Origin of the sequence: Bradyrhizobium sp. Mp27 (genome assembly GCF_029953005.1) — a bacterium.
Lineage (GTDB): Bacteria > Pseudomonadota > Alphaproteobacteria > Rhizobiales > Xanthobacteraceae > Bradyrhizobium > Bradyrhizobium barranii.
In genome coordinates this window covers 30601-43442 of record NZ_JASAUS010000021.1, presented here as the reverse complement: position 1 = coordinate 43442, position 12842 = coordinate 30601, and the positions used below count along the sequence as shown (strand labels likewise).

Annotated in this window: 10 protein-coding genes; 2 read left to right on the top strand and 8 right to left on the bottom strand. The window is 63.7% G+C overall.

Going from position 1 to position 12842, the window contains the following annotated elements; translation table 11 throughout:
- Window positions 1-116: 116 nt before the first annotated feature.
- From QJT78_RS14240 to QJT78_RS14210, 7 genes are all read right to left on the bottom strand, one after another.
- Complete coding sequence (locus QJT78_RS14240; RefSeq protein ID WP_038942618.1) at window positions 117-782, bottom strand: YoaK family protein; 666 nt, start codon at window positions 780-782, stop codon at window positions 117-119.
- 18 nt (window positions 783-800) lie between these two features.
- Complete coding sequence (gene fdhD, locus QJT78_RS14235; RefSeq protein ID WP_038942616.1) at window positions 801-1637, bottom strand: formate dehydrogenase accessory sulfurtransferase FdhD; 837 nt, start codon at window positions 1635-1637, stop codon at window positions 801-803.
- Window positions 1638-1640: 3 nt separating this feature from the next.
- Window positions 1641-2240, bottom strand: coding sequence for an HdeD family acid-resistance protein (locus QJT78_RS14230; RefSeq protein ID WP_038942615.1), 600 nt, complete (start codon window positions 2238-2240; stop codon window positions 1641-1643).
- A gap of 137 nt (window positions 2241-2377) precedes the next feature.
- Window positions 2378-3001: a histidine kinase dimerization/phosphoacceptor domain -containing protein gene (locus tag QJT78_RS14225; protein ID WP_049807513.1), complete on the bottom strand. Its 624-nt coding sequence runs from the start codon at window positions 2999-3001 to the stop codon at window positions 2378-2380.
- Between the two features lie 38 nt (window positions 3002-3039).
- The gene (locus QJT78_RS14220) at window positions 3040-3540 is read right to left on the bottom strand and encodes a DNA starvation/stationary phase protection protein (RefSeq protein WP_028153529.1); all 501 of its coding nucleotides are present in this window, start codon (window positions 3538-3540) and stop codon (window positions 3040-3042) included.
- Between the two features lie 126 nt (window positions 3541-3666).
- The gene (locus tag QJT78_RS14215; protein ID WP_028153530.1) at window positions 3667-4230 is read right to left on the bottom strand and encodes a cytochrome b; all 564 of its coding nucleotides are present in this window, start codon (window positions 4228-4230) and stop codon (window positions 3667-3669) included.
- A complete protein-coding gene (locus QJT78_RS14210; RefSeq protein ID WP_038942613.1) occupies window positions 4227-5279 on the bottom strand; it encodes a catalase family peroxidase in 1053 nt (350 codons plus the stop codon). Before QJT78_RS14210 ends, QJT78_RS14215 begins: the two co-directional genes overlap by 4 nt.
- Before the next feature lie 357 nt (window positions 5280-5636).
- Between QJT78_RS14210 and QJT78_RS14205 the strand changes: the two genes are divergently transcribed.
- Complete coding sequence (locus tag QJT78_RS14205) at window positions 5637-6530, top strand: SDR family NAD(P)-dependent oxidoreductase (protein WP_028153532.1); 894 nt, start codon at window positions 5637-5639, stop codon at window positions 6528-6530.
- 230 nt (window positions 6531-6760) lie between these two features.
- Entirely contained in the window at window positions 6761-9664 is a 2904-nt protein-coding gene (locus QJT78_RS14200; RefSeq protein WP_028153533.1) for a winged helix-turn-helix domain-containing protein, read from the top strand.
- 259 nt (window positions 9665-9923) lie between these two features.
- Here QJT78_RS14200 and QJT78_RS14195 read toward each other — a convergent pair whose 3' ends face one another.
- On the bottom strand, window positions 9924-12779 hold the full coding sequence (locus QJT78_RS14195; RefSeq protein ID WP_240537537.1) for a winged helix-turn-helix domain-containing protein: 2856 nt from the start codon (window positions 12777-12779) through the stop codon (window positions 9924-9926).
- Window positions 12780-12842 lie beyond the last annotated feature (63 nt).

Below are 12842 nucleotides of genomic sequence, written 5' to 3'. Positions count from 1 at the left end.
AAAGTGTATGCACCGCATGACGCGCGCGCTTCCACGAATGAACGTCCTTTTGCCGAATGGCATGGTGCGCGCTCCGCACCGTCAACGAGCGAAATCACGAGACCTGGATCGACGGTTCAGCTTCGCAGTTGCGGCCGGCAGAGCCAAAGAACGCACACCGACGATGCGGTCGGTAGGACCAGGCTCCAGGCGTGCAGCCATTTCGTCACGCAGGCCCCGATGGCGGCCCCCGACAGGAACATCAGGCAGAGCAGAAGCATGACTGCGGTGCCGCGCGCCGCATCGCGATCGGTCGCAACTAGTTGATCGAGGGCACGGAGCATGTTGCCGGTGACGGTGACGGAGAGATATTTCCAGCGCTCGACCTGCCTGAAGCTGGCCGACTGCAGCGCGGCGCCAAAGGAGATTCCGAGGATCGTGATCATGTCCGGAATCCGATGATACAACAGCATCACCGCGACCAGGCAGACGATCTCTCCGGCGAGGCAGAGCAGCGGCGCCTTGAGGCGGATTGCCAGCGATGCGCCGAGCAGAAAGGCGGCAAGCGGAAGAAGATGATGGGTGGCCTGCCGCCACTGTCCGGACATGGCGTCAATGCCGAGGAAGATGACATTGCCGGTTTGCGAGCTTGCAAACACGCCGCCGAGCGAGAGCCATGTGAAGGCGTCGAGAAAGCCGCCCGTCATGCTCAGAAGAGACGCCACGAGAACTGATCGCTCCGGAGCATGGACGACGCTTCCGGTCTCGGCGACCGGCTCCGGAGATACGGCTTGCATCGCCATGTGCGCCGGCCCGCGAGGTCAACAGGCGGCGCGCGTTGCGGCCTGATCCGGCAGCAGAACGCGACGCGGGTGCGTGAATACGCCGTATCCGTCATCGCGCGCGACCGCCAGCAGCGTGATCCCCGCTTCATCCGCGGTCTTGATCGCGAGTGCGGTGGGTGCGGATACGGCCACGATGACCGGTGCGCCGAGCATCGCCGCTTTCTGCACCATCTCGACCGAAACCCGGCTGGTCAGCAGCACGGCGCCATCGCACGCCGATCTCCCCTCGCGTAAGATCGCACCGGCGAGCTTGTCGAGCGCATTGTGGCGGCCAACGTCCTCTCTGACCAGGCCGATGCCGGCCCGCGGATGCCAGAAGGCCGCCGCGTGGACGGCCCGCGTTTGCTGATTCAGAATTTGGTGCGGAGAAAGGGCCTGCATGGCGCCCAGCAGATCGCGCGCGTGAAAAACGATGCCCCGGCCTTTCACCCGCGCCGGCGCGCGGCGAGCCTGTTCGAGGCTCTCGATGCCGCATAGCCCGCAGCCAACGGGGCCGCTAATGGTTCGGCGCCGTGCAGCCAGGGATGCCGCGCGGTCGCCATCGAGCCACATCCGAACCTCGACACCGAGATCGTTCGGGATCAGCTCGATGCTGCTGATCTCGCTCGCGCGTTCGACGATCGCCTCGGTGAGGCTGAAGCCGATGCCGAAATCCTCCAGATCTCCCGGCGTGCCCATCATCACCGCATGGGTCGAGCCGTTATAGGTGAGCGCGATCGCGGTCTCCTCGGCAACCAGCCGCGAGGTCGACTTCGTCTGACCGCCGCGCCAGGCAATCTCCCAATGCCGGGTGAATGTCGAGCCTTTCGCCATGACTCATACCGTCGCCGGCTGGGACGAATGGCGCGACGCGCGGCTCCTGAGCGCGATCCCGAATGCGATGAATCCCCATCCCTGGAAGATCAGGTCGACGACCAGCATCACACCAAGCAGCCACAAACCGATGGCGGGCCAAGCCGCAACCAGCATGACACCGACGCAGAAGGTCAGGACGCCCGCAGCCACGATCCAACGCCAGCCCGCGGCCGGCCGGATATGGAAACCGGCCCAGATCCTTATCACCCCGGCTACGATCAGGAAGGCACACACTGCGAGAGACAGCGTGAACGAAGCCAGGATCGGATCGTAGAGTATGATGGCCCCGGCGGCCGTATAGACGATCCCCGCCAGTAGCCAAAGCAGGAATCCCCTCAAGCCGCGCACCGAAAACGCTTGCACGATCTGAAAAATGCCGGCGACCGCCATGGTGGCGCCGATGACCAGTACGGACGCGAGGCTCGCCGCCATCAGATTGGGAGATGCAACACCACCAAGGATCAGTTCGCCGACACCCAGCGCAACGAACCAGCCCCATTTTCCGGTGATGGCGTGGATGGCCCATCCGAGCGAGGCCTTCGAGTTCGACATGTCCGTCATGGCTTGACCCTTGTTCGCACGACGATCCGCAGATCATGAATAGGGCAAGCGTATCGAGATCTGTCCCAAGCCATCTTTCGAGGACGCAGCGATATTATTTGATCCGCACGATACGGATCGTTGCGCGCGGATCGCAACTAGCGCGGGATGGTCACGACGGTCCTGAACCCGTCGGGGCCGCTGCGGACGTCGACGGTCCCGTGCAGACGCGCCGCAAGCGTCTCGACGATGGAGCGGTCCTCTTCCCGGTATCTGCTCTCGTCGGACGAGCCGTTGTCCATGACGCTGCACGCGACAGACGTCGCCGTGAGCCACACTTCGAGACGAATGGCGCCTGCTCCGCAGTGGGACACGTGGCGTACCGCACCGGTGATCAGTTCGAAGACGATCATCCCCAGCAGCCAGCAGCGCTCGGAGCTCATCTGCAGCGGATGCAGCAGCAGCGAGAGCGCAATACCCTTGTCTTCGAGGCTCGAGCGGCTGATCGAGCGGCACAATTGCTGAAGATAGGCCGCCAGATCGACGGTGGTGGTGAACTGCGGCATTTGCAGCGCATGGTGAAGTTGCGCATGGCCTTCCAGCCGATCCTGCACGGAAGCGAGGGTCGCCCTCGCTTCGATGCCGTCGCAACGATCGGCCGCCTGCGCCACCAGATCAATCGCCGAGGCGAGCTCGTCGTCGATCCGATGCGCAAGCTCACGCAGCAGCAGGCGCTCCGCCTTGACGCCGCCATCCGGCAGGAATTCCGAGAGGCTGCTCATCCTTCACCCGTCTCCCGGCCCAACGGCGTGCTTGGCGCTTACGAGTTCTGGCCGCTTCGGCCGGTCTCGTAGAGGAACCAGATTCGCCGTTCCGTCTCGTCGATCCAGTTTTCCAGGACGCTCGCGGTGGCGACATCGCCGTATTCGTCGCAGAGCTCGTGGACCCGGCGCATTTCCCGCGTCAGCTGCTGGTTGTCGCTGCGCAGCTCGGCGAGCATGTCCTGCGGGTCGACATAGTCGGCATCGTTGTCGAGAATGCGCTGCTCGCGCGCGATGTGGCCGATCGAGCGTAGCGTCGTACCGCCGATCTTGCGTGCGCGTTCGGCGATGTCATCAGTCATGGCGAATATCTGGTCGGCCTGCTCGTCGAGCATAAGGTGGTAGTCGCGAAAGTGGCTGCCCGACACGTGCCAGTGGAAATTCTTGGTCTTCAGGTAGAGCGCGAAAACGTCGGCGAGCAGCGCTCGCAGCGCGGCTGGAACGTCCCGGTTCGCATTCGCTCCGAGATCCGTCGGGCTTTGGAGGTCTGCTTTGGTCATGGTCGGCATCCTTTGTGTTGGAGGTTGGAGAAATCTAACCGCGCGGCGCGCGAGGAATCTTTCCAGCGCGAAAGATCCTTTTGGGATCGCACGCCTGCGAGGGGCGCCCGCCGGCGCGCAGCGGGTTCATTTCGCTTGTGTCACCCTATCCCGCAGCGGCAGAAGCGACATCGATGCGAATACGCCATCGCGACGGATCAATGCGTGGAATAGCCCCGCCGCCAGATGCAGCAGCACGAGGGCAAAGAACGCGAAACCCAGATAGACGTGGGCATTCCAGAGCAGCGTGTGCATCTGGTCGCTCTGCGGCAGCAGCGCGGGAATTCGGATCCCGCCATACAGAACGACCGGATAGGCCCCGGCCCAGAGCATGCCGAGACCGAGCAACGGCATGACGATCATGAGGCCATACAGGAGCTGATGCGACAATCTTGCTCCAAACTTCATGGGTCTCGAAAGATCGGCCGGCAATGGCGGCGCACCGTAATGCAGCCGCAACGCCAGCCTGATCAGCACGAGGACCAGCAGGAGGACGCCGATTGTCTTGTGGACCAGGATGAGCGGCAGATATTTCGGCGTGACCGTGGAGACCATGCCGACGCCAATGAACAACATGGCGAGGATGCAGACCGCCATCAGCCAGTGCAGAACGCGCTGGATCAGGGTAAAACGATGAGGAGCGCTGGTCATGGCTTGGCGGTCTCGGTTCGCGGATAGTCCCCGGCTTCGGCCGCGCGCAGATCGTAGGATTTGCGGTAGACCGATGAGCGTGCAGCCGGGAATGGATCGTCCGACACCCGGATTCCCTGTGGCAGGACCGCCGGATCGAAATTGATGTCGCGGCATGGTCCATCGCGCTCCGGCTCGATCCGCTGCACGATCAGCGTTCCGACCGCCACCTTGCGACGGTTCTCCGGCCAGGCCTTGCTCGGATCCGCGGTCGGGTCGCCGGGATTGGCGACGGTCGTGACCATGGTCCATCGCAGCGGACCGGCGGTCCGGACCCGTTCGGTGATCTCCTGCTCGAGATAATCCGGCCCGCGCTTTTCGAGGTCGGCCTGCGAGATCGGAATGGGTTGCGTCGAGGGCAACAGCGACCATCGCACGGTGTGATCGCCGCCCCCGGCGTCCGTGAAGACGAAGCTGTTGAGGCCGTTATAGGGCTCCTCCGCATAACTGCCGGTCCAGGGCGCCGTCTTGGCCCAGGCCGCGAAGGGGCCGAACTCCGGGTTGGCCTGAATGAACGCCTTCATCGCCTCCGGATCCTTCTTGCCGGATGCGATCAGCAGGTCGTGAAATGCCTGCGGCGTGGAAACCGCAAAGATCGGTGGGTTGATCATCGCCATGCGCCATTCTTCGCCGTCTGCCGTCGTGATCTGCAATCCCAGGCCGCGGACGCGCACGGTCGCATCAACCGCGTTCGGATCGGCCGTGCCGAGATTGAAACGGCCCAAGGCCGGATAGCGCCCCTGCGCGAAGACCTTGGCCCGGGAGAGCTCCGCGCCGGTTCCATTCGCCTCGAATGTCCCGGTGAAACAGATTCCCTTGGCATGATTTCGCCGGTGCCCGAGCGGCGGGCCGCTCGGAGGCGTCAGCGCGGCGATCAACCGTTCCGGCGTCAGACGCCCCGGCGAGAGCCATCCCGCAGTGTATGCGAACGCAGCCGCGCCGCCGCCGACCACGGCCGCAATCAGGACGAGGGACCCAAGCCCCGAACGTGGTAGCTTGCCTTGGTTCATCCGGTCTCCTTTGCGATGCGCAGATCGCCTGGCGATCGGGTGCGCGCGACGCTCTTTCGAGCGACGCAGCCTCCTTGTAGCCGGCGGCCAAGGCCCGATCTTCTCGAACCCACCGCCAATTTCGCGAAGGCACGCCTGAACTGTCTTCGGCGTTCGCCGGACAGGATCCGGCTTCGGGCATTCTCGAACTTTTTCGTGTAATTTGACAATCGATCGTGATGCCCGAAAAGACCCACCCTGCGCCCCGCCCTATTCCAGATGCGCTTCGCACGATGGCGGCGGTCGACTCCCGAACGATGGACCGTGTCGCGACGGGGCCGCCAGCGCCACAGAGGCTGGAATGCGATTGGGAATCGAATGAGCAAAGTGATCATCGTCACAGGTGCTGCAAACAGCATCGGACGAACCACCTGCCGGCAACTGATGCAGGCAGGCCACACGGTCTACGTTTCAAGCCGGGAAATGAGTGGTCCTATTGCGCAAGGGATCGAGGAGACTGGATCAACTTCCGGCCAGCCCGGTTCCGATCTCCGCACGATCGAGTTCGACCTCTCTTCGGAATCCTCGGTGACCTCGGCCGTTGAGACCATCATCGCCGAAAACAGCCGCCTCGACGTGGTCGTGCACAATGCCCGGCAAGTCGTTTACGGACCCGCAGAAGCCTTCACGCCGGAGCAGCTCGCCGAGCTCTACGATACCAACGTCCTGATCGCACAGCGCCTCAATCGCGCGGCGTTGCCACAATTGCGCAAGCAGGGTCAGGGCTTGCTGATATGGATCACGTCGAGCAGCGCGCGGGGCAGCTCGGTTCCGTTCCTCGGCGCCTGTGCTTCAACGGAAGCCGCCCTGGATTCGCTGGCGCTCAGTTACGCCGGCGAACTCGCACGTTGGGGCGTCGAGACGACCATCATCGTTCCCAGCGCTCTCGGACCCGGCCACTATGTCCGATCCGGCCGGCCGCAGGATACTGTTCGAGCGGAAGAATACGCGGATGGTCCAACCGCCGACGTGAGTGAAATCGCGCTTGCGGGACTCGCGCAGCTTTCGCCGAAGGATACGGCTCCACAAGATGTCGCAAGCACAGTTGCGAATGTCGTGAACATGCCGTTCGGACAACGTCCGCTGAAAGTTCATTTCGGCCCGGATGACGATGGGGCGGCAGCTGTCGACGCCGTCGCCGACCGCGCTCGCACGGAACTGTTCGGCCGAATCGGCCTGGAGGATCTTCTCAAGCCGGTGTTGATCCGATGAGATCGTCCATTGGCGGAGATTTCCCCAATCGACGGTCGTTTCCTGAATAATCAGGACTCTCCCCGGAGTTCCCTACCCTTTGGACGAAAGTGATCGGCGACATCCATCGGTGGTCCTTTACCGCGATACTGCCGGATGTTACGTTTGAAGTTGCCACCGCGGTCACACGTTTCGGCCCGAGTTCAAGTCATAGAGTACGACGAGTTGGTCGTCGGATTTGATATTTCCAAATGGTCCACCGCTGGCAGAGCAACGCCACATCAGCCACGACCGGGCCCTCTCTCCAGGAGAGCTCCGCTCAAGAGATTTTCGTCTTTGGGCCGTTTCGTCTGGACGCCTCGCAGAGACGGATCGAGAAAGATGGCAATCCGGTCCAACTGTCGGCTCGCGCATTTGACCTTCTGCTGACACTGATCCGGCATGCGGGCGAAGTCGTCAGCAAGGGCGATCTGATCGCCAGGACATGGCCAGGCTCCAGCGTCGATGACAACAGCCTGCGCGTCCATATCGCAGCGCTCCGCAAGGCGCTCGGGGACGGCAATGCCGGCGCCAAATATCTGAGCACGGTCTCGGGACAGGGTTATTGTTTCGTCGGTTCGGCGGCGATCCCGGAGCAGAACCAACCTGCACCGACCAAGCCTGTTCGCGCGCACAACCTGCCGGCACATCCCTGGCAGATGGTGGGCCGCGAGCAAACCATCCAGGATATATCGGAAAGGCTCAAAGCCCAGCGTTTCATCACGGTCGTCGGCCCGGGCGGCATCGGCAAGACGACGGTCGCTGTTTCCGCGGGCCACGCCCTTCTCGCGGAATTCGCCGGCCAGGTTCACTTCGTCAGTCTCGGCGAGACCCGCGATGCCGCTCTGGTACCGGCCATTGCAGCATCTTCCCTCGGGCTGCGGGCGCGATCGGACGATCCCTCAAACAACCTTGTGGCATTCCTGCGCGACCGGCGGATGCTGCTCATTCTGGATTGCTGCGAGCATGTCGTCGACGCCGCGGCGGCGCTGGCCGAACGGCTCTACCAGGAAGCACCGCAGCTGCACATCATGGCCACGAGCCGGGAGCTGCTGCGGGTCGAAGGCGAGCACACATATCGCCTCTCGCCTCTGACAAGCCCGCCGGAAGATGCCGCTCTGACGGCCGAGAGCGCGATTGCCTACCCCTCCGTAAAGCTCTTCGTGGAGCGCGCGGCCGCAGCTGGAGGTGGGTTCGGATTGACGGATGCGAACGCGTCGGACGTCGGCAACCTCTGCTGTCGGCTCAATGGCATCCCGCTCGCGATCGAGCTCACCGCCGGCCATGTGACCGCCTACGGCGTCAAGGCGATGGTCCAACTCCTCGACAAGCACTTCAATCTGTTGTGGGAAGGACGACGCACGGCGCTGCCCCGGCACCGGACGCTTCGCGCAACCATCGAGTGGAGCTACGATCTTCTATCCGGGCCCGAACGGGTGGTTCTCAGCCAGCTATCCGTGTTCGTCGGCAGCTTCACCGCCGATGCCGCCCGAGCGATCGCCGGCAGCGATCCCACTAGCGACGACACGACCATGGCTGCGCTCGACAACCTCGTGGCCAAATCGATGCTTGCCCTGAACCAGGGCTCGCAATCGATTCGCTACAGGTTCGCGGACGCGACGCGGGCCTACGCGCAGGAGAAGCTCGCCGCCAGCACCGACGCCGAGATCGTGCGGCTACGCCACGCCTCCTACTTTCGGGATTTGCTTGAAAAGACCGCCGACGAGCCGAATGAAGGCCTGTCGTCGATGGCCGATCAATTCGGCGACATACGCAGTGCGCTGGCGTGGTGCTTCTCGGATCGAGGCGACCGCAGGACCGGCGTCGGCCTCGCTGCCGCAGCGATCCCCCTGTTCTTCAAGCTGTCGCTCTTCACCGAATGCCAGCTCTGGGTCACGCGCGCAATCGAAACGCTTCATGAGACGGGCGGAAGTGTCAGGCACGACCTCGCACTTCATGCCGCGTTAGCGTCGGCCCGGATGCTGACGGGACAAATCGACGAATTGGGCGTCGGCTATCTCGACAGAGCGGTCCGGTTGGCCGAGACAATTGGCGATGTCGCCGGCCAAATCCGTCTGATTGGCCGACTGCATCTGCTCCAACTGCTCGTCGGCAATTTTGACGATGCGCTGGCCACCGCTAAGCGCGGCGAAGCGATTGCCCTCGCCAGCAACGATTCCGTCGGGGTGGCGCGCATGCGCATGTTGCTCGGCACGTCGTGCCACTATCTGGGCGAGGTTGCCGCGTCTCGCTCGTACGTCGAAGCGGCGCTGTCCCATCCGGGCCTGGAAGGCGACTCCCGTGGCGGCCTGACGTCCGATTACCCGAGGCGTCCTCAAATCACCCTCGCCCGCATCTTGTGGCTCGAGGGACATCCCGATCAGGCCACGGCGACGGCGCGCCAAGCCATCTCCGATGTGATCGCCATCAACCATCCGACCATATTGTGCATAGCGCTGCCCTGGGCATTCGGCGTTTTCCTTTGGAACGGGGATGTGGGCGTGTGCGAAGAGCACATTGACAGGCTCCTCGTGGAAACCCGCAAGCACAATCTCGCCACGCTCCAGACGGTCGGCGACGCCATGAAAGGGATTGCGCTGTTGGCCCGCGGCGAGAGTGATATCGGGCTGGCCATGCTGAACGCCTCCGTCAAGAAGCTGCAGAGCCAGCGCTACGGCGCGGCGGCCGGACTTTGCGTGCCGCTCGCGGAAGCTCTGGCGGCGACAGGTCGTGGAGACGAAGCACTCGACATCCTCGATCAGGCGATTGCCCGGGGTCGGCGTCGCAACTTCATGGTGGAGATGCCGGACATGTTGCGGGCAAGGGCAGAAGTGCTGATCCGCAAGGACAATCCCGACTTCCTGGAGGCGGAGCGGAGCCTGGCGCAATCACTTGACCTTGCCCGACATCAGGGGGCGCTCGGTTTTGAGTTGCGCACGGCAATCGGTCTTGCAGGGCTATTGCAGCGGCGGGGCCGCCGCAGCGAAGCGCAAGACGTGCTTGCACCCATCTATGGACGATTCACCGAGGGGTTCAATACGCCCGTCCTGAAAGCGGCCGGCGAATTGCTGGCCGAATTGGCGTCTCCACCTTCGGGCTCGCTCGCCGCGAGTTGATAGCCCCGACACACTCGCGTGGGGGGCGCGAACCCGCAGTGGCCCAGGTCGTGCGGCTGGCGGCGATGCCGTGCAATCCGGATAGAAGCGCGCGGCGTGGAAAGACCGCGGCAAGGAGCCGGCGCATTCTTGGTCCGGCAATAGGACTTCGAAGCCAACGTTCTGGAGCACGGGGGATGCGGCGCTCGCCGAGGCCGCACATGCGTCCGATGACATGTATCGGACGCCGCCCCCGGGGCATCCTGTAGCACCGCCCGTACTATGAGGTCGAAAACTCCGTCATCATCGCTCTCGCGAGCCTGAGATCCGCGGTCTCGAAACCTTCGGTGAATTGGCCGTAAACGAAAGCCAGGATTTGGTGTGCATCGGCGGGACGGCCCTGACTCGCCCTCAACCGTGCCAGGCTGATGGCCGCCCTCAGCTCCCAGAACAGCGCACCTTGGCCGCGCGCCACTTCGTACGCCTTGTCGAAGCACTGCTCGGCAGCGATAGCCGAGCGATGCTCGCCGGGATGCCGGAGCAACTCGCCCTTGATGCGCCAGAGCTCGGCCGCGTACCACCGCTCATCCCTCGCCTCGCAGCGCGCAAGCGCCTCGTCCGCGGTCGCAAGCCCCAGCGATACTTCGCCGACCTCTCCGAGACATGCCGCCAGTTCGCCGAGAGGAAGCAGGAAGCGCGGCAGGAAACGCGCCTCGCCCGCCAGCTCGAGCGCCTTGCGCAGCAACGTCAGTCCGGCGGCGATATCGCCACGTCGCGCCATCACCATGCCCCTGAAGGCGCGCGCCCATACGTTCCACAGTCGGATCGGATGACGTTCGGTGTGCTCGAGCAGCATGGTGCAATAGCCTTCCGCGGCATCGAGATCGCCGGCCAGGAAAGCAACCGGACAGGCTCCCTGGCCAAGCACGCTGCAGAAGGTCAGAGCATGACCACTCGCACGGCCCTCCTCGACATTGCGCTCGACGACGTTCAGTGCCTGATCCGCCAACCCGAGAAGCCACAGGATGCGCGCCTGGAAATAGCGCGCCGAGGCTCGCAGGTCGAACCTGAAACGGATCACCTGCGGCTTCGTCGCCAGATCGGAAAGGCGGGACAAGGTCCGCCCAATGTGATGATGCGCCAGCCGCTGGTCGCCGAGGTAGTGCAGCGTGGTGGCAAGCAGGCGATCGCCCATCATCCGGTCGACGGAATTGCTGGAATCGGCCACGATATCCGCGAAGCGGTGCGCGAATTCCAACGCCTTGCGGAACTCGCCGTTGTTGAATTGATCGATGCACAGCCCCCAAAGCGCGCGCAGGAGATAGTCGCTGTCGCCGAGCTGCTCGGCCAGCTGCAGGGTCGCAGCCCAGGCCGGACCGGCCTCCCGAGCCCTGCCAACGCCGTACATCAGTGACCAGCCAAGCGCGGCCGACAATTGCATGCGGAGCCGCAATGCGCCTGCGGCGCTGTCGTCGAGGCTGGCCAACGCCAGTTCGGTCCGCTCGCGGCACTCGGCGAGGAGCGACAATTGTACCCATAACGGAACGGCCCCGGCGGTCAGCGCCACTCCGATCTGCGCATCTCCGCCGGGCGAGAAAGCCCAATCGAGGCTGGATCGTACGTTGTCGATGTGCTGGCCATAGAAGCCGAGCCACTCCGCCTGCGGCGTCACTTCGCTGTCAGTTTCCGCATTCGCAAAGAACCCGTAATAGTATCCGGCCTGGCGGCGCGCTACGCCGGAAAATTCGCCGCTGGCGTGAAGCTTTTCGAGCGCATAGGCGCGCGTGGTGTCCTGCAGGCGATAGTACGGGCGCTCGCCGCGAATATCCGCAAGGACGAGCGACTTTGCCACCAGGTTGGCAAGCTCCGCGGTAACATCGCCCATCCCTTCGCTCGCGACCGCGATCACGGCATCGAGCAGAAACTCTCCGGCAAACACGCCGAGCCGCCGCAGAACCCGCGCCTCTGCGTCCGACAGTAGATCATAGCTCCAGTCGAGCGTCGCACGAAGCGTTTGCTGCCTTGGCAACGCAGTACGGCGGCCAGTCGTCAGAAATTTGAACCTGTCGTCGAGAAGTGCCGCGATCTTCGGCGGACTGAGCATCACGGCGCGTGCCGCCGCGAACTCGATCGCGAGCGGAATGCCATCCAGCCGGCGGCAGATGGCTGCGACGGCATCGAGATTCTCTTCGTCGAGCGCGAAGCTGGAGCCCAGCGCTTTCGCCCTGGTCGTGAACAATTGCACTGCCGTGTAGGCCGATGCGGCGTCAGACCCGAGCCGGACTTCGGGCGGCACGCCCAGGGGCGGAACACGATAGACTTGTTCGCCGTCAATGCGCAGCGCTTCGCGACTTGTCGCCAGGACGGTCGTTCCGGGACAGTGGCTGACGATCGTCTCGGCCAGTTGGGCCACGGTATCAACGACGTGCTCGCAATTGTCGAGAATGAGCAACAACTGCCTGGCGCCAATCGCGCGCGCTATGGAATCCGGGGTGATCTCCTCCCCTTCGAGCTTGATACCGAGCATGCTGGCGACGGCCGAGCACACGAGCTTGGGATCGGGCAGCGAGGCCAATTCGACCAGCAACCGGTCGGCCGCAAAACCGGTTGGCGGCGTCCTGGCGGCCTGTAGTGCAAGTGCCGTCTTGCCAATCCCGCCAGGCCCGACGAGGCTCACGACGCGATAAGCCGACAGAAGCTCCCACAAGCGCGCGAGCGCGATGGTGCGGCCGATGAGAACGAATGATGCATTGGGAATGTTGGTCGACGGCAGCGGCTGGGGTGCGGCAGATTGTAGCGGGGCATCCATCTGCCGGGTCCGCCATGAACCCAGCAGGCGATAGCCCCGGCCGACCGTTGTCGCCAGCATGTCACGATCCGAACCAAAGGCCTTCCGGATCGCCGCGATATGGACCCGAAGCGCACTCTCCTCGACGAAGACGCCGCGCCAGACACGCTCCGTCAGGTCATTCTTGGTGACCAGCCCGCCTTCGGCCTGAGCCAATTCCGCAAGAATCTCAAAGGCACGACCGCCCAGAGGAACGGCCTCTCCCATCGAGCGCAGTTCGCGTCTGGCAAGATCGATCTCCCATTCAGCGCAGGCGTAGACGGGGCGCTGGTTTGGCTCGGCCATCATCGGCATAGCCCCAGGCGGTTGCTTGATCTTGCGCCCAGCGTATCACCACCGCTTTCAAAATAC

What these genes read in the sequence shown, in the direction of transcription:
- QJT78_RS14240 (WP_038942618.1), bottom strand. Translation starts at nt 782, where the DNA reads ATGGCGATGCAAGCCGTATCTCCGGAGCCGGTCGCCGAGACCGGAAGC.
- fdhD (WP_038942616.1), bottom strand. Translation starts at nt 1,637, where the DNA reads ATGGCGAAAGGCTCGACATTCACCCGGCATTGGGAGATTGCCTGGCGC.
- QJT78_RS14230 (WP_038942615.1), bottom strand. Translation starts at nt 2,240, where the DNA reads ATGACGGACATGTCGAACTCGAAGGCCTCGCTCGGATGGGCCATCCAC.
- QJT78_RS14225 (WP_049807513.1), bottom strand. Translation starts at nt 3,001, where the DNA reads ATGAGCAGCCTCTCGGAATTCCTGCCGGATGGCGGCGTCAAGGCGGAG.
- QJT78_RS14220 (WP_028153529.1), bottom strand. Translation starts at nt 3,540, where the DNA reads ATGACCAAAGCAGACCTCCAAAGCCCGACGGATCTCGGAGCGAATGCG.
- QJT78_RS14215 (WP_028153530.1), bottom strand. Translation starts at nt 4,230, where the DNA reads ATGACCAGCGCTCCTCATCGTTTTACCCTGATCCAGCGCGTTCTGCAC.
- QJT78_RS14210 (WP_038942613.1), bottom strand. Translation starts at nt 5,279, where the DNA reads ATGAACCAAGGCAAGCTACCACGTTCGGGGCTTGGGTCCCTCGTCCTG.
- QJT78_RS14205 (WP_028153532.1), top strand. Translation starts at nt 5,637, where the DNA reads ATGAGCAAAGTGATCATCGTCACAGGTGCTGCAAACAGCATCGGACGA.
- QJT78_RS14200 (WP_028153533.1), top strand. Translation starts at nt 6,761, where the DNA reads ATGGTCCACCGCTGGCAGAGCAACGCCACATCAGCCACGACCGGGCCC.
- QJT78_RS14195 (WP_240537537.1), bottom strand. Translation starts at nt 12,779, where the DNA reads ATGATGGCCGAGCCAAACCAGCGCCCCGTCTACGCCTGCGCTGAATGG.